The organism is Halomonas sp. S3-1-1 (assembly GCF_023757625.1).
GTDB lineage: Bacteria > Pseudomonadota > Gammaproteobacteria > Pseudomonadales > Halomonadaceae > Vreelandella.
Genome location: NZ_JALGBZ010000002.1, coordinates 898,308 through 915,280 on the forward strand (window position 1 = coordinate 898,308; position 16,973 = coordinate 915,280).

At 63.7% G+C, this 16,973-nt stretch carries 14 protein-coding genes and 1 other RNA gene; all 15 read left to right on the forward strand.

From position 1 onward, the window contains the following. Positions 1-62: 62 nt before the first annotated feature. The 15 genes from rsmI to ftsA all read left to right on the forward strand — a co-directional run bounded on the left by rsmI (position 63) and on the right by ftsA (position 16,960). Positions 63-920: a 16S rRNA (cytidine(1402)-2'-O)-methyltransferase gene (gene rsmI, locus MQW23_RS09080; RefSeq protein WP_252107546.1), complete on the forward strand. Its 858-nt coding sequence runs from the start codon at positions 63-65 to the stop codon at positions 918-920. 76 nt (positions 921-996) lie between these two features. Next, positions 997-1,344: RNase P RNA component class A (gene rnpB / locus MQW23_RS09085), an RNA gene on the forward strand. A 45-nt stretch (positions 1,345-1,389) separates the two neighbouring features. After that, positions 1,390-2,340 carry a 16S rRNA (cytosine(1402)-N(4))-methyltransferase RsmH gene (gene rsmH / locus MQW23_RS09090; protein WP_252107548.1) on the forward strand — a complete coding sequence of 317 codons (951 nt, stop codon included), beginning with the start codon at positions 1,390-1,392 and terminating at the stop codon, positions 2,338-2,340. A gap of 2 nt (positions 2,341-2,342) precedes the next feature. Next, positions 2,343-2,675, forward strand: a complete 333-nt coding sequence (gene ftsL / locus MQW23_RS09095) for a cell division protein FtsL (protein WP_252107555.1) — start codon at positions 2,343-2,345, stop codon at positions 2,673-2,675. Further along, positions 2,672-4,378 (forward strand): peptidoglycan D,D-transpeptidase FtsI family protein, encoded by a 1,707-nt coding sequence (locus MQW23_RS09100; protein WP_252107559.1) that lies wholly within the window; start codon positions 2,672-2,674, stop codon positions 4,376-4,378. The genes ftsL and MQW23_RS09100 overlap by 4 nt, the downstream gene beginning before the upstream one ends. Positions 4,379-4,393: 15 nt before the next feature. Next, positions 4,394-5,887 carry a UDP-N-acetylmuramoyl-L-alanyl-D-glutamate--2,6-diaminopimelate ligase gene (locus tag MQW23_RS09105; protein WP_252107561.1) on the forward strand — a complete coding sequence of 498 codons (1,494 nt, stop codon included), beginning with the start codon at positions 4,394-4,396 and terminating at the stop codon, positions 5,885-5,887. Beyond that, on the forward strand, positions 5,887-7,230 hold the full coding sequence (locus MQW23_RS09110) for a UDP-N-acetylmuramoyl-tripeptide--D-alanyl-D-alanine ligase (protein WP_252107563.1): 1,344 nt from the start codon (positions 5,887-5,889) through the stop codon (positions 7,228-7,230). Before MQW23_RS09105 ends, MQW23_RS09110 begins: the two co-directional genes overlap by 1 nt. A gap of 19 nt (positions 7,231-7,249) precedes the next feature. Then, positions 7,250-8,332, forward strand: coding sequence for a phospho-N-acetylmuramoyl-pentapeptide-transferase (gene mraY, locus MQW23_RS09115; protein ID WP_252107564.1), 1,083 nt, complete (start codon positions 7,250-7,252; stop codon positions 8,330-8,332). A gap of 34 nt (positions 8,333-8,366) precedes the next feature. Then, entirely contained in the window at positions 8,367-9,740 is a 1,374-nt protein-coding gene (gene murD / locus MQW23_RS09120) for a UDP-N-acetylmuramoyl-L-alanine--D-glutamate ligase (protein ID WP_252107566.1), read from the forward strand. Beyond that, positions 9,737-10,918, forward strand: a complete 1,182-nt coding sequence (gene ftsW / locus MQW23_RS09125; protein ID WP_252107568.1) for a putative lipid II flippase FtsW — start codon at positions 9,737-9,739, stop codon at positions 10,916-10,918. Before murD ends, ftsW begins: the two co-directional genes overlap by 4 nt. Positions 10,919-10,932: 14 nt before the next feature. Then, positions 10,933-12,030, forward strand: coding sequence for an undecaprenyldiphospho-muramoylpentapeptide beta-N-acetylglucosaminyltransferase (murG, locus tag MQW23_RS09130; protein ID WP_264297475.1), 1,098 nt, complete (start codon positions 10,933-10,935; stop codon positions 12,028-12,030). 5 nt (positions 12,031-12,035) lie between these two features. Then, positions 12,036-13,496: a UDP-N-acetylmuramate--L-alanine ligase gene (murC, locus tag MQW23_RS09135; protein WP_252107683.1), complete on the forward strand. Its 1,461-nt coding sequence runs from the start codon at positions 12,036-12,038 to the stop codon at positions 13,494-13,496. After that, entirely contained in the window at positions 13,493-14,428 is a 936-nt protein-coding gene (locus tag MQW23_RS09140; RefSeq protein WP_252107570.1) for a D-alanine--D-alanine ligase, read from the forward strand. Before murC ends, MQW23_RS09140 begins: the two co-directional genes overlap by 4 nt. A 22-nt stretch (positions 14,429-14,450) precedes the next feature. After that, positions 14,451-15,164: a cell division protein FtsQ/DivIB gene (locus MQW23_RS09145; protein ID WP_252107572.1), complete on the forward strand. Its 714-nt coding sequence runs from the start codon at positions 14,451-14,453 to the stop codon at positions 15,162-15,164. A 506-nt stretch (positions 15,165-15,670) separates the two neighbouring features. Beyond that, positions 15,671-16,960, forward strand: coding sequence for a cell division protein FtsA (ftsA, locus tag MQW23_RS09150; RefSeq protein WP_252107574.1), 1,290 nt, complete (start codon positions 15,671-15,673; stop codon positions 16,958-16,960). Positions 16,961-16,973 lie beyond the last annotated feature (13 nt).

Here is a 16,973-nt window from a genome sequence, read left to right on the forward strand (position 1 = left end):
AAGCATAGCGCACCATCAGCGAGAGCTACGAGTCAATCCAGAATAGTCAATCAGGAGCCAATATGAGCTACCAGCCTCCGGGCACATTGTACGTGGTTGCCACGCCAATTGGGAATTTGGAGGACCTGACGCCGCGTGCCGCCCGGATTCTTGAAAGCGTATCGCGCATCGCCGCCGAGGACACCCGGCACAGCGCACGGCTTTTAAGTCACTTGGGGATCAATAAGCCTCTACTGTCGCTTCATGAGCACAACGAAGCGCACCGGGTGGAGTCGCTGGACGCCTACCTCGAGGCCGGCGAAAGTATCGCCTTGATCAGCGATGCCGGCACGCCCTTGATCAGTGACCCGGGCTTCATTCTGGTAAGAGCGCTGCGTTCGCGCAACCGCCATATCGTCCCCATTCCGGGGGTGTGTGCGCTGACCGCCGCGCTGAGCGGGGCGGGTCTACCCACCGACCGCTTTACCTTCGCCGGTTTTCTGCCCGCCAAGGCCGGCGCCCGGCGCCAAGCGTTGGAAAGCTACCAAAAGCGCGAAGAGACGCTGGTGTTCTACGAATCTCCCCACCGGATCGTGGCGACCCTCGAGGCGCTCGCCGAGCAGATGCCAGAGCGGCCCATCGTGCTGGCCCGTGAGCTGACCAAAACCTTCGAGACCTTCTTGCAGGGCGTGGCGTCAAAGCTTCTGGATATTCTGGCCGCGGACCCCAATCAGGCGCGCGGCGAGTTCGTGGTCATGATCGGCGGCGCGCCGGCGGTTCAAAAAGCGAGCGAGCAGAGTATCGACGACGAAACGCTGTTGAAAACGCTGCTCGATGAAGGCGTGGGCGTAAAGCAAGGCGCGGCGATTGCGGCGAACCTTCTGGGCGGGCGCAAGAAAGAGTGGTACGCACGGCTCCAAATGATGAAACCCGACTCATAAGGCAGGTTAGGGCCTTGAAACGCGTAATGAAAACCGGGCATTGAGGCGCGGGCAGGGCGCTGGTATGCTTGCCGCCGGAGTTGGCCAGACAGTCGCCGCTGCGCGTGCGCAGGGGAGGAAAGTCCGGGCTCCATAGGGCAGAGTGCCAGGTAACGCCTGGGCGGCGCGAGCCGACGGAAAGTGCAGCAGAGAGTAGACCGCCGGTTCCTTGTGGACCGGTAAGGGTGAAAGGGTGCGGTAAGAGCGCACCGCGCGCCTGGTAACAGTGCGTGGCAAGGTAAACCCCACTCGGAGCAAGACCAAATAGGGACCCATTGGCGTGGCCCGCGCTGGGTCCGGGTAGGTTGCTTGAGCGCTTTGGCGACAAAGCGCCTAGAGGAATGACTGTCCACGACAGAACCCGGCTTACCGGCCGACTCCCCATTTCCATAAAAGACCCGCCAGGGTCTTTCAACACAGCGTGCGTAACATGTCCTCTGCAAGCCAGACCGCTTCCGACTTTCGCCACACCAGCGTGTTGCTGGACGGCGCGGTCGATACCCTCGTTCATCAAACCGACGGTGTCTATCTGGACGGTACCTTTGGCCGCGGCGGCCATTCGCGCCTGATTCTTTCGCGCCTTGACGAAAACGGCCGGCTGCTGGCCATGGACCGCGACCCTCAGGCGATCGCCGCCGCCGATGACATCGACGACGCACGTTTTGCGATCACCCGGCGCGAGTTCGCGCGCTTGGGCGAGTACACCAAAGAGCTCGGCCTTCACGGCAAACTCGCCGGTATTCTGTTGGACGTTGGCGTGTCGTCGCCCCAGCTCGACGACCCGGAGCGCGGTTTCAGCTTCATGCGCAACGGCCCGCTCGATATGCGCATGGACCCAACCCAGGGCGAGAGCGCGGCGGATTTTCTGGCGCGCGCAAGCGAAGCCGATATCGCCCACGTGTTCAAGACCCTTGGCGAGGAGCGCTTTGGCAAGCGGCTGGCGCGCGCGGTCGTAACCCGCCGCACGGAAAAACCCTTCACTCATACGCTGGATCTGGCAGAAGTCCTCAAGGCCGCCCATCCTGCCTGGGAGAAGGGGCGCCACCCGGCTACCAAGGCCTTCCAGGGGCTGCGGATTCATTTGAACGGCGAGCTCGATCAGCTCGACGCCGCCCTCGAGGCGGCGCTCGAGGCGCTGGCGCCGGGCGGTCATCTGGTGGTGATCAGCTTTCACTCGCTCGAGGATCGCCGGGTCAAGCGCTTCATTCGCCACCACGTGCGCGGCGATACCGACCTGCCCCGCGGCGTGCCGATTCGTGACGACCAGATCAATCGCCGGCTCGAGGCGCTCAACAAGGGCGTGCGGCCAAGCGAGAACGAAGTGGCGCAAAACCCGCGCGCGCGAAGCGCCGTGATGCGGGCAGCCAAAAAGCGAGGCTAGCCATGCTGGATCGAATCGATTACTGGTGGTCTGTCATGCGCAGCGAGTGGCCGTTCAAGCTACGCCTGCGCGTGTGGCCACTGATCATCACCGCGCTGTTTTTGGCCTGTCTGCTGACCGCTCTAGCCGTGGTGGTGACCACCCACATGACGCGAACCCAGTTCGCCCAGCTCCAGCGCCTCGAGCAGGAGAAGAACCAACTGCAAACCGAGTGGGGTCAGCTGCTGCTCGAAGAGGGCGCCTGGTCGACGCCGGCCCGAGTCGAGCAGATCGCCACCGAGCGTCTTGAAATGCGCATTCCCGATGTAGACGATGTCGAGGTGATTCGGCCATGAATCAACGCCGCCGGGGAGGCTCGTCCCGACAGCACCCCATAGCGCCGCCGCTGGCGGGCGGGCGCTTTCTCTTCATTCTGATTCTGGTGGCAGTGGCAGCCTGTGTACTGGTCGGGCGCATTACGCTTTTGCAGGTCATCGACCGGCCCTTTTTGCAAAGCCAGGGCGACGCGCGCACGCTGCGCCACGAAGTCATTCCTTCCCACCGCGGCATGATCACCGACCGAAACGGCGAGCCGCTGGCGATCTCGACGCCCGTAGTGACGCTTTGGGCCAACCCCCAGGAGCTGCCTACGGATGGCATCCAGCGCGTCATGCTCGCCCAAGCGCTAGGGGTGAGCCTCGACGATTTCGAGGCGCGCGTCGAGCGCTACGAAAGCCGCGAATTCATGTATCTGCGCCGCCAGATGACGCCAGAGGCGGCCCAGCGCATTCTCGATCTGCGCACGCCCGGCGTGTATCAGCAGCGCGAGTACAAGCGCTACTACCCGGCCGGTGAAGTCGCCGCCCAGCTTCTGGGCGTGACCAACGTCGACGACGTGGGCCAGGAAGGCCTCGAGCTTGCCTACCAACCGTTTTTGGCCGGTCACCCGGGCCAGCGCCGCGTGCTCAACGACCGGCGCGGGCGGCTGGTGCGCGAGCTTGGCGTGATCAGCGACGCCCAGCCCGGCGGCGAACTGACGCTCTCTATCGACCAGCGTATCCAGTATATGGCTTATCGCGAATTGCGTGCGGCGGTGGCGGAGAACGAAGCCGACGGCGGCGTGCTGGTGACCATGGATGTGCGCACCGGCGAAGTGCTGGCAATGGCTAACCTGCCGTCCTACAACCCCAACAACCGCGCCGGCCTCGACCCCCGGGGGCTTCGCAACCAGGCGCTGGTCGACGTGTTCGAGCCCGGCTCTGTGATGAAGCCGCTGGCGATGGCGGCGGTGCTGGAGAGCGGCGTAGTCGATCGTGACGTGGTCATCGATACCTCGCCTGGCTGGATGCGCATCGACCGCTTCACCATTCGCGACGTCAGCAACCACGGCAAGCTCGATTTGGCCGGTATTCTGGAGAAGTCCTCCAACATCGGCATGTCGAAGCTCGCGCTCCAGCTCGACGACACTGCGATCTGGGAAAAATACAACCAGCTCGGCTTTGGCCAGAGCCCGGGCACCGGCTTTCCCGGCGAGTCCACGGGCAGCCTGCCGGCGCCGGTACGCTGGTCGCGCAGCGAGCGTGCCGCGCTCTCCTACGGCTACGGGCTTTCGGCCTCGGCGGTGCAGCTCGCCAGCGCTTATACCGCACTTGCCAACGACGGTGTGCGCATGCCGCCGTCGATTCTGCGCCTTTCCGAGCCGCCCCAGGGCATCCCGGCGATCCAGCCAAGCGTTGCCAACGACCTGCTCGACATTCTGGAAAGCTCCGTTGGGCCCAACTCCGGCGGGCGCCGCGCCCGGGTTGAAGGGTATCGTGTCGGCGGCAAGACCGGCACGGTGCGCAAGACCGGTCAGCAGGGTTACGCCGAAAACGCTTATCGCAGCGTGTTCGCCGGTATCGCGCCGATTTCTGATCCGCGTATCGTCACGGTGGTGATGATCGATCATCCGCGGGCCGGGCAGTTCTACGGCGGCGCGGTCGCCGCGCCGGTTTTCTCCAGCGTCACCGGTAACGCCTTGCGTCTGCTCGACGTGCCGCCCGATTACGAAGTGCCATAGCGTGAAGGAGACAAGATGACGTCCAGCCCCGCCCGCCTTTGGGAGGCGTTGACCCGAGGGTGGCCGCCCCAGCAGCTGCCGCCTAAGCTGCCGGTACTTACCGACGAGTTTTGCATCACCAGCGACTCCCGCGCGATTAAAAGCGGCGACGTGTTCGTCGCAGTGCCCGGCAGCGCCCGGGATGGCCGTGAGTTTATCGAGGCGGCGCTCAGCCAGGGCGCGGCGCTGGTGCTCGCCCACGCCGATAGCCCGAGCGTGCAGTTGGAAGGGCAGGTGCTGCATCTTCCGCATCTGGCGCGTCGGCTGGGTGAGTTCGGCCGCACTCTCTTCGCCGTGCCCGGTGGGCTCGACCTCATTGGCGTGACCGGCACCAACGGCAAAAGCTCGGTAACCCACTACATTGCCGCGCTCAGCGAGCAACTGGATACCCCCGCGGGGGTGATCGGCACACTCGGCACCGGCCGGCTCGACCGTCTAAACGATAGCGGCCTCACCACGCCGGGGCCGCTGGCACTTCAGCACGCGCTGTCAGGGCTTGCCCAAAGCGGCGCCCACCGAGTGGCGCTGGAGGCCTCGTCCCACGCGCTCGACCAGGGTCGCCTCGACGGCTGTCCGATCAGCGTTGGCGTGTTTACCAACTTGAGCCGCGATCATCTGGATTACCACGGCAGCATGGCCGCCTACGCGGCGTCCAAGGCCAGGCTCTTTCGCCGCTCCGAAATCACCCTCGCCGTGGTCAACGCCGCGGACCCGCTGACCCGGCTTATGCTGGCCGGGCTCGAAAAAGGCGTGCGCGTGCTGGCAGTCGGTGAAGACCAGGCGTGCACGCTGCGCGTCGTTGGCTGGCATCCCCACGCGTTGGGCCAGAACGCGCTGATCGCCACGCCGAAAGGCGAAAAGACGCTCGAACTCGGCCTAATGGGGCGGTTCAACCTCGACAATGTGCTGCTCGCCATCGCCACGCTTTACGGTCTAGGCGAGCCGCTGGCAGCACTCTTCGACGCCGCCGCCAAACTTTCGCCGGTGCCCGGTCGTATGGCACTGCTCAAGGAGGAGGGCGCCCCGAGCGTGGTCATCGACTACGCCCATACCCCGGATGCCCTCGGCGCCGCCTTGGGCGCGCTTGGCGAGCATCTGGGCGATGCCGGCAAGCTCTGGTGCGTCTTTGGCTGCGGCGGCGAGCGCGATACCGGCAAGCGTGCGGAAATGGCGCGCGTCGCGGAGTCTCTCGCCGATCACTGCGTCATTACCGATGACAATCCGCGCGGCGAGCCCGCCGACGCAATCCGCCGTATGATCATCGAAGGCTTTAGTGAGAACGCCTCGTTTCGCGAGGTCGGGGATCGCCGAGCCGCCATCGCTGAGGTGGTCGCAACGGCCGGTCCCCAGGACGTGGTGCTGATCGCCGGTAAAGGGCACGAGCCCTACCAGGAGATCGACGGCGTCCGTCACGCCTACCGCGACGATCTTGAGGTGCAAAAGGCGCTGGCCGCTCGGAGCGTGCGCTGATGCAGTGGAGCTCACAGCGAGTCGCACAGGCGCTCAACGTCACGCTCGCCGATGACTTTCCGGATTGCCGCTTTTCGAGCGTCACCACTGATACGCGCCAGATCGCTCCCGGAGCGCTTTTCGTAGCGCTTAGAGGCGAGCGCTTTGACGGCCATGCCTTTTTGGCCCAGGCGCTCGAGCAGGGCGCCGCGGCGGCGCTGGTCGAAACGCCTATTGAGAGCGCTCTGCCCCAAGTCGTCTGCGCTGACACCCGCTTGGCTTTAGGGCTTTTGGGTCGCGCGCAGCGCCAGCGGTTCGTTCATCCGCTGGTGGCCGTGACGGGCAACAGTGGCAAGACCACGGTCAAGGAGATGATCGCGGCGCTGCTCGCCCCACTCGGCCAGGTGCTGGCAACGCAAGGCAATCTGAACAACGACTTCGGCGCGCCGCTGACGCTTCTACGCTTGGCTCCCGAGCATCGGGCGGCGGTGGTGGAGCTTGGCGCCAACCACTTGGGCGAGATCGCCTGGACCAGCCGGCTCGCCGCGCCGGACGTTGCCATTATCACCAACGTGACCGGCGCCCACGTCGGCGAATTTGGTGGTATGGGGCAGATCGCCCAGGCCAAGAGCGAAATTTTGCTCGGGCTTACGCCTGCAGGCGTTGCCGTGCTCAACGCGGAGGATCGTTACTTCGCCACTTGGGCGGCGCTCGCTCCTGGGCCGGTGGTGAGCTACGCCGTCGAAGCCGAGGCGGATGTCTGCGCCCGGGCTCTTTCCTGCGACTCGCAAGGGCGGTATGCTTTCACGCTTGTTCAAAACGGCGCGTCGCTAGGCGAGGTGCGGCTCAAGCTTGCCGGCAAGCACAACGTCAGCAACGCCCTGGCCGCCGCCGCCGCTGCGCTTGCCGTGGGCGTGGCGCCAAGGCGCGTTGTTGAGGCGCTGTGCGCTTTCGCGCCGCTGAAAGGGCGGCTCAGCGTGATCGAAGGCCCCAACGGCACGACGCTTCTGGACGACACCTACAACGCCAACCCGGGGGCGATGAAGGTCGCGCTCGAGACGCTCACGCGCTTTCCCGGTCCGCACTGGTTCGCCATGGGGGCAATGGGCGAGCTTGGCGATGAGAGCGAGGCGCTTCACGCCGAGGTCGGCCGCTTCGCACAAGCGCTGGGGGTTGATACGCTGCTGACCTGCGGCGACGCCACGCGAGCAGCGAGCGATGCCTTTGGTCGCGGGCACCACTTCGACGACCACGAGACGCTTGCGCGTCATCTTATTAATACGCTGCCGCCCAACGCCACGCTGCTGGTCAAAGGGTCACGCAGTGCGGGCATGGAACGCGTCATTGCCGCGCTGCTCGGTTGAAACAGGGTAAACGCCGTTCATGTTACTTCACCTGGCGAACTTTCTAGCTCAATATCAAAGCGCCTTTCAGGTTTTTAATTACCTCACGCTTCGCATCATTCTTGCCGCCATCACCGCGCTGATGATCTGCCTGTGGCTAGGCCCTTGGGTCATTCGCCGGCTCGTCGAGGGTCAGATCGGCCAATCGGTGCGCGACGATGGCCCGCAGTCGCACCTTTCCAAGGCCGGTACGCCGACCATGGGCGGGGTCATGATTTTGATGTCGATCGCGATCAGCACGCTGGTGTGGGGCGATCTGGCCAACTACTACGTCTGGGTGGTGCTGGCGGTGACGCTGGGTTTCGGCGCGATCGGCTGGGTCGATGACTATCGCAAGGTGGTCGAGAAAAATCCTCGGGGCTTGCCCGCGCGCTGGAAATATTTCTGGCAGTCGGTGGTGGGGCTGGGCGCTGCCCTGATTCTCTATCTCAATGCCACTAGCGCCGCCGAGACCAGTCTGCTGCTGCCGCTGGTCAAGGATTTCGCGCTGCCGCTGGGTCTTTTCTATATCGTGCTGACCTATTTCGTCATCGTCGGCAGCTCCAACGCGGTCAACCTGACTGACGGTCTGGATGGTTTGGCGATCATGCCGACGGTGCTCGTCGCCATGGGTCTGGCGGTGTTTGCCTACGCCAGCGGCAATGCGGTGTTCGCCAACTATCTGCATATTCCCTTCATTCTCGGCACCGGCGAAATCGCGGTGTTCTGTGCGACCATCGCCGGCGCGGGTCTGGGCTTTTTGTGGTTCAACACCTATCCCGCTCAGGTCTTCATGGGCGACGTGGGCGCGCTTGCGCTGGGGGCGGCGCTGGGCGTGGTCGCGGTGATCGTGCGTCAGGAGATCGTGCTGTTCATCATGGGCGGTATCTTCGTGGTCGAGACCCTCTCGGTCATCCTGCAGGTGGGCTCGTTCAAGCTCACCGGCCGGCGCATTTTCCGCATGGCGCCGCTTCATCACCACTACGAGCTAAAGGGCTGGCCTGAGCCGCGCGTGATCGTGCGCTTCTGGATCATCACCGTGGTACTGGTGCTGCTGGGGCTTGCCACCCTCAAGGTGCGCTAGCCTTCACGCGGGTCGTAACGCAAGGAGCCAACCCATGCACATACCCGAGGGAGTGACCGCCGTGATCGGCCTGGGCGTTTCGGGGCGGGCGATTTGCCGCCACCTGACGCGCCTGGGCCGACCCTTTGCGCTGCTCGATACCCGCGCCACGCCGCCCGGGCTGGACGCCTTCAAGGTCGAGTACCCGGGCGTTGCCACCTACTGCGGCCCGCTCGACGCGGTCGATTTCAGCCGTGCTTTCGAAGTGGTGATAAGCCCGGGCGTCGATCCGCTCACACCGGGCCTGGAAGGGCTTTTGGACGAGCACAACCCGGCGACCAACGAGCCCAGGCTTGTCGGCGAAATCGCGCTGTTCAAGCGAGCGGTGAGCGCGCCTGTCGCCGCTATCACCGGCGCCAACGCCAAATCTACCGTCACGACGCTACTGGGCGAGATGGCCAGGGCCTCGGGCGTCAAAGCCGCGGTGGGTGGTAACCTGGGGACCGCGGCACTCGATCTGCTGGAAGCCCATCCTGACGGCGAGCTTTACATTCTCGAGCTTTCGAGTTTTCAGCTCGAAACCACGCCGCGCTTGGGCGCGGCGGCGGCGGCATTTTTGAACCTGAGCGAAGATCATCTCGACCGCCACGCCACCCTCGAGCGCTACCGCCAGGCGAAGGCGCGTATCTTCATCGATGCAGGGCTTGCCGTCGTTAATGCCGACGACCCGCTCACTTGGGCTGATGACACCGTTCCGGTCGTGCGCTTTACCGGCGATGCCCCGGGTGAAGGCGAGTGGGGGCTAGTCACCTTCGAGGGCCACCAGTGGCTTGCCAAGGGAACTGATCGCGTGATGCGCGTTGACGCGCTTGGCATGGCCGGGCGGCACAACTACATGAACGCCCTAGCGGCGCTGGCACTTGGCGAGGCGCTTGGGTTCTCCCGTGCGCCGATGTGCGCGGTGCTCGAAATGTTCAAGGGCTTACCCCATCGTAGCGAAGTGATCGACACCCTGAACGGGGTGCGCTTCGTCAACGACTCCAAGGGTACCAACGTCGGCGCCACACTTGCCGCCATCGAAGGCATCGGCGCTACGCTAGAAGGCCGGCTGGTGCTGCTGGCCGGCGGCGTCGGTAAGGGGGCGGATTTTACGCCGCTGGCCGCTCCCCTGGCGCGCTATGCCCGCCAGGTGCTGGTGTTCGGCGCCGACGCCCAGCGTCTCAAGGCCGCCCTGGCGCCGACGGTGGCGGTTCGTGAGGTCGAGACGCTGGAGCAGGCGTTGGAAGCCGCGCTCGAAGTGGCAAAGTCTGGTGACTGCGTGCTGCTATCGCCGGCCTGCGCGAGTCTGGATCAGTTTGCCAACTACGAGGCGCGCGGTGAGGCGTTTCGCCAGTGGGTGTCACGACAACGTAGTGAGGTGAACGCATGAGCCGGCGCCAGCGCTTCTTGAATGCAATAAGTACGAAAAATCTGCCCTGCGACCTATGGCTGATCGTGGCCGTGGTTACCCTCGCCGGGCTTGGCTGGGTGATGGTGAGCTCCGCCTCCGTCGGGCTTTTGGAGAACAGCTACTACTACTCACGCCAGCACGCCCTGTTTTTGCTGGTTTCCGGGGCGGCGTGTCTGTTCATGCTGTGCGTACCGCTGGAGGCCTGGCGCCAAAATGCCTCGCTAATTCTGGTGGCCAGTATTTTCATGCTCGTCATGGTGTTGCTGGTAGGCCAGGAGGTCAACGGCAGCAAGCGTTGGATTTCGCTGCCCGGTCCCTTGCCGAGCCTGCAGATCTCCGAGCTTGGCAAGGTGGGGCTGATTTTCTACATGGCGGCGTTCATGTCGCGCTTCACTTACGAGCTTCGCACCCGTGCGTTCAGCATGTGGCGGCCGATCGCGGTGCTTGCCGTGCCTGCTGGGCTGCTCTTTTTTGCGCCGGACTTCGGCGGCATGGTGGTTTATACCGTTTGCGTGATCGGCATGCTGATGATGAGCGGCGCCTCGATGGTGCTGTTGATCGGCAGCGGCGGCGTGCTAGCCTTCGGCGCGGTGATGATGGTCGTGATGGAACCCTACCGCTTGGCGCGCTGGACGAGCTTTCTCGACCCCTGGGCGGATCAGTTCGCCACCGGCTATCAGCTGACTCAGGCGCTGATCGCCTTTGGCCGCGGCCACATTTCCGGCACCGGCCTTGGCAACAGCGTACAAAAACTTCATTACCTGCCCGAGGCGCACACCGACTTCATTTTCGCGGTCATCGCCGAGGAGCTGGGTATGATCGGCGCGGTTTGCGTGGTGGCGCTGTTCACGCTGTTCGTTACCCGCGCGATGCTCATTGGCCGAAAGGCGGAGCTCGCCGGCCACCTTTTTGGCGCCTATGTGAGCTACGGCATCGGCTTCATAATCGCCGCCCAGGCCTTTATCAACATGGCGGTGAGCTCCGGGCTTTTACCCACCAAGGGGCTGACGCTTCCCTTGATTAGCTACGGCGGCTCGAGCCTTCTGGTCACCGGCATGATGATCGGCCTGCTGCTGCGCGTGGACGCGGAAACCCGCCACCGCCCGCGGCGCGCCTCTACCCCCTATAAATCACGCTTCGAGCCGCGTTTATCTTGAGTAAGGAGTCGTTTGTGACGACGAACGCACGTCGACGCATGTTAATCATGGCCGGCGGGACCGGCGGCCACGTCATCCCCGCGCTGTCACTCGCCCAAGCACTCATGGCCCAAAACGTGGAAGTACAGTGGCTGGGTAGTCCCCGCGGTATCGAGAACCGTCTGGTGCCGGAAACCGGCATACCGCTCAATACCGTGGCGATCAGCGGGCTTCGCGGGAAGGGGGTGGCGGGCTGGCTCAAGGCGCCGCTGAATTTGAGCCGCGCCGTGCTGGATGCCCGCCGCGTCATCAAGCGCTTCAAGCCGGACGTCGTTGTGGGTCTGGGCGGCTTCGCCAGTGGCCCCGGCGGGCTTGCGGCCAAACTCTGCGGCGTACCGCTGGTGATCCACGAGCAAAACGCCGTGGCGGGGTTAACCAATCGGGTACTGTCGCGGCTGGCCAGCAAAACCTACGCCGCCTTCGACAATGCCTTTGGCCCCCGAGCCGAGGTGATCGGCAACCCCGTGCGCGGCCAAATCGCCGCGCTTGGCGAGACCCCGCGCACCGCTGTGGAGTTCAGCACGCGCCCGCTTAGAATGCTGGTGGTGGGCGGCTCGCTCGGGGCGGTCGCCCTCAACGAGCGCCTGCCGGTAGCGCTGGCAGCACTCGGCGAGGGTAATCGCCCCGAGGTATGGCACCAGGCGGGGCGGGAGCGCGACGCGGCGACACTCGAGAGCTATCAAGCGCTTGGCGTAAAGGCACGGGTCGAGCCATTCATCAATGATATGGCGGCGGCCTACAACTGGGCGGACTTGGTCGTTTGCCGCGCCGGCGCCCTGACCGTGGCGGAGCTTGCCGCGGCGGCCAAACCGGCGCTGTTGGTGCCGTTTCCCTTCGCCGTGGACGATCATCAGCGTGTCAACGCCGAGGTGCTGGTCGAGGCCGGGGCGGCGCGCTGCGTGGTGCAAAGTGAGCTGACCCCGGAGCGGCTGACCGCGCTTTTGGACGAGCTACTGACCCGTGACACCCTGGTCGAGATGGCCGCTTGCGCGCGCCAGGCGGCGCACCTGGACGCTTTGGAGCGTTTGACGGCAGGATGCCTTTCGTTAGTGAAGCAAGGAGATTCGGCGTGACCGATATGATTACCGACAAGCCATCGCACAGCGTACGCCCCAGCGGCCCCGGCATGCGGCGCATCAAGCGCCTGCACTTCGTGGGCATTGGCGGGGCGGGCATGTGCGGTATCGCCGAAGTGCTCGCCAATCAGGGCTACGCGGTCAGCGGTAGCGACATGCGCGTGTCGACCGTTATCGAGCGCCTGCGCGGCTGCGGCGTCGAGGTCTTCATCGGCCACGCCGAGCAGAACGTTCAAGGCGCCGACGTCGTGGTGGTGTCGAGTGCGATCGACGAGACCAACCCGGAAATCCGCTGGGCCCACGAGCACCGGGTGCCGGTAGTGCGCCGCGCCGAAATGCTTGCCGAGCTGATGCGCTTTCGCCACGGCATCGCAGTGGCCGGCACCCACGGCAAAACGACCACCACGAGCCTCACCGCAACGCTTTTGGCCGAAGGCGGGCTCGACCCGACCTTCGTGATCGGCGGCAAGCTCACCAGCGCCGGCGCCAACGCGCGCTTGGGTGAAGGTGATTACCTGGTGGCAGAGGCGGACGAGTCCGATGCGTCGTTTTTGCACCTGCAGCCGATGGTCTCGATCGTCACCAACATCGACGCCGACCACATGGCGACCTACGGCAACGACTTCGAGCGGCTCAAGACCACCTTCATCGAGTTTCTGCACAACCTGCCGTTCTACGGCCTTGCGGTACTCTGCACTGACGACCCGCACGTTCAGGGCCTGTGTGAGCAGGTCAAGCGCCAGTTCGTGACCTACGGCTTTAACGAGGAGGCGGACTACCGCATTACCGATTTCAGCCAGCGCGAAGGCGAGGTGAGCTTCACCGCGCAACGGCCCGACGGCGCCGCCCCGCTTGACGTGCGCTTGGCGATGCCTGGCCGCCACAACGCGCAGAACGCCATGGCGGCGATCGTAGTAGCCACCGACGCCGGCGTCAGCGACGAGGCGATTCTCGCGGGCCTGGCGAGTTTTGCCGGGGTTGGACGCCGCTTTCAGGTACACGGCCACTTTCCCGCGCCGAATCAAGGCGGCGAGGTCATGCTGGTGGACGACTACGGCCACCACCCGCGGGAAGTCGACATGGTGATTCAGGCAGTGCGCGCGGGCTGGCCCAAACGGCGGCTGGTGATGTTGTACCAGCCGCACCGCTATAGCCGCACACGCGACTTGTTCGAGGACTTCGTGCGCGTACTCTCCCAGGTCGATACGCTGGTGCTATTGGACGTCTACAGCGCTGGCGAGGCGGTGATTCCAGGCGCGGAAGGGCGAACGCTTGCCGGCTCCATTCGCCAGCGCGGTGAGGTCGATCCGCTGTTCGTCGAGCACAAACAGGAACTGGCGGCGCTTTTGAAACGGGTGCTGCGCCCGGACGACATTTTGATTACTCAGGGCGCCGGGGACGTCGGCGGTATTTCGCTGGCGCTGGCGAAGGCCGGGCTTGCGTTGGATGAGGTTGAACTATGAGCGTAACGGCAGTGGGCAGCGCGACAGATAACGTGGTGGTGGTGGTGGTGCTGGGCGGCACGTCCGGCGAGCGCGAGGTGTCACTCAAAAGTGGTGCGGCGGTCCTGGAGGCGCTCAAGCGTCAGGGCGTCAACGCCCAGGGGTACGACCCGCGCGAGGGCGGGCTTGCCGGGCTGGAAGCGCTGGCACCCTCAAAAGTGTTCATCGCGCTTCACGGGCGCGGCGGCGAGGACGGTACCCTGCAAGGGGCGCTGGAGCTTTTGAATATCCCTTACACCGGCAGCGGCGTACTCGCCTCGGCGCTCGGTATGGACAAGGAGCGCACCAAGCAGGTGTGGCGCGCCCAGGGTCTGCCGACGCCGGAGAGCATCACGCTAAGTGACGACGCCGACTGGTCGGCGGTGGTCGATGCGCTGAGTCTGCCGATGATCGTCAAGCCGGTACACGAGGGCTCGACGCTGGGCATCAGCATCGTCAAAAGCCAGGCCGAGCTCAAAGCCGCCTACACGGAGGCGGCCCGCTTCGACGCCCAGGTGATGGCCGAGCGCTTCATCGAAGGCGAGGAGTACACCGTCGCGATTCTGGGCGAACAAACGCTGCCCGCCATTCGCGTGGAGGTACCCGGCGGGTTTTATGACTACGAAGCCAAGTACCACTCGAACACCACGCTTTACCATTTGCCCTGCGGGCTTTCTGATGCCGACGAGCAGGCGCTGGCGGCGCTGTGCCTAAAGGCGTTTCGCGCCATGGGCGGCCGCGGTTGGGGCCGTATCGACGTGATGCGCGACAAGGACGGCGCGTTCTGGCTCATCGAGGTCAACACCGTGCCCGGCATGACCGATCACAGCCTCGTACCCCAGGCGGCGGCTCACGCCGGCATCGGCTTCGACGAGCTGGTCCTCGACATTCTCCAGACCGCCGCAGCCCGGTGAGACGTTCCGGTGAAGAAACCATATGAAAAAGCGTAACGCCTGGCTTGGGATCGTACTGCTCGCGCTGCTGCTCGGCGGCGGGGGCAGGGCGCTGTGGCTCTGGCTCGACCGGCCCATCGAGCGCGTCTCGATTCGCGGCGAGTGGGAGTATGTCAGCGCCGACTATCTGCGCACCCAGCTGGCGCCGCTGGTACAAAACGCCACTTGGCTATCGGCGGATCTTGGCGAGCTTCGTGAGCGCGCACTCACCATCGGCTGGCTTTTCGAGGTGCGTATCTCGCGTGAGTGGCCCAACGCGCTGGTGTTCGAACTCGTCGAGCAGCAGCCGATCGCGCGCTGGAACGACGATTTCCTGCTCAACCCGGAAGGCGAGCCCTTCGCGTTTGCCCCTCTCGAGGTGCCGCCGAACCTCCCCGACCTGGCGGGTCCCGTGGGCAGCAGTGAAGAGGTGCTCGACTACTACCAGCGCCTGACGAACCACTTCGCGACATTGTCACTTTCGCTTTCTCAGCTGCGTCTCGAGCCGCGCGGTGCCTGGCGGCTCCAGCTCGATAACGGTGCTTGGGTGATGCTTGGGCGGCGCGAACACGGCACGCGTTTGGCGCGGCTCACCGCCTCATGGCAGCGCGAGCTTTCGCGTCAGGGCGACCAGATTCGCTATATCGATTTGCGCTATCCCAACGGTGTGGCGGTCGCTTGGCACGGCGAAACCGAATTCGACGGCGGCGAAGAGTAGCGACACCTTCATTATTAAACGTTGCCGACGTTTACTTAAAAGTGAGCGTTTGCCAACAAGGAAAAGCCATTACTGGGGTTTAAATTCTTCGCCAAGCCCATTATCGTGGGCGGGACCAGTCGTATATTGGTGGACGTTTCTATATGATGGCTTTCGAGCGTCTCTTATAACGCGTTTTGGCCAGTCAAGCGGTTCAAGACGAGAGATGATCGAGTTGGGGCGGCTTTAACGGGGGATGCGTTCAAGCTCGCTTTTTATAAAAGCATGTATAAATAAACATGTGTTGGCGTCGATGTACAGTGTGTTTTAGAGAAAAGTCGTGATAGTGGTGATGATTTGTTTTTAACAAGGCGTTTATAAACGCGGCGCTTTTTGGATTTAACGGGTCAGGCAGACGCCCCTGATCGTTTCATCCGATCCATATTGATGTTCATTGGTAGATAAACGGTTGCCGACCATCGATCGTTTATCGGTTAAAAGATTACTATAAGGAGATAACCCGACTCATGGCAGGCTCACCCAACGCATCCAATATGGTTGTCGGGCTGGACATTGGAACGTCCAAGGTCGTCGCGATTGTCGGTCAACCCACCGACGATGGCGGCATCGAAATTGCGGGTATAGGTTCTCACCCATCAAGGGGAATGAAGCGCGGCGTCGTGATCAATATCGAATCGACGGTTCAATCGATTCAGCGGGCGGTCGAAGAAGCCGAGCTCATGGCCGGCTGCGATATTCATTCGGTCTACGTCGGCGTTGCCGGTAGTCATATTAGCTCGATGAATTCAGATGGCGTCGTTGCGATCAAGGAACGCGAAGTCACTCCTTCTGACATTGATCGTGTTATCGACTCGGCCCGCGCCCGTGCGATTTCCGAAGGTCAGCGGGTGCTTCACGTGCTGCCCCAGGAGTTCTCAATCGATGCCCAGGGCGGTATTCGCGAGCCGCTGGGTATGTCCGGCGTGCGCCTGGAGGCGCAGGTGCACCTGGTCACCGCGGCTTTGAACGCGGTGCAAAATATCGAGAAGTGCGTGCGCCGTTGTGGGCTGGAAGTCGACGCCATCATTTTGGAGCAGTTGGCCTCCAGCATGGCGGTACTGACCGAAGACGAGCGCGAGCTGGGCGTTTGCATGGTGGATATCGGTGGGGGAACGACCGATATGGCCATTTTCAGCGAAGGGGCGATTCGCCATACGGCGGTCATTCCCATCGCCGGTGACCAGGTCACCAACGATATTGCGATGGCGCTTCGAACGCCGACGCAGCACGCCGAGGAGATCAAGGTCAAGTACGCTTGCGCGCTGACCCAGCTGGCCGCAAGCGATGAAATGATCAAGGTACCAAGCGTTGGCGATCGAGCGTCGCGCGACCTTTCGCGCCAGGCATTGGCGGAAGTGGTCGAGCCGCGCTACGAAGAGCTCTTTACGCTGGTACGCGATGAATTACGCCGTAGTGGCTACGAAGACATGGTGGCCGCCGGGGTCGTGTTGACCGGCGGCACATCGCGCATGGAAGGGGTGAGTGAGCTGGCGGAGGAGATCTTCCATATGCCGGTGCGTATCGCCTGCCCGCAGAACGTGCGGGGATTGGCGGACGTGGTTCGCAATCCCATCTATGCGACAGGCGTTGGGCTTTTGCACTATGCACTGCAGGAGTCCCGCCACGGACAGGGTCTTGAGAGCCATGGACGGGCAAGCGCACCCCACAAGGGGCGCGGCGAGCACGTCCAGCGTGATAGCAGGGACGATCATTCGGCGCTAGCGAAAATCAAAGGCTGGTTCAAAGGAAATTTCTGATAGGGCCGCAAGC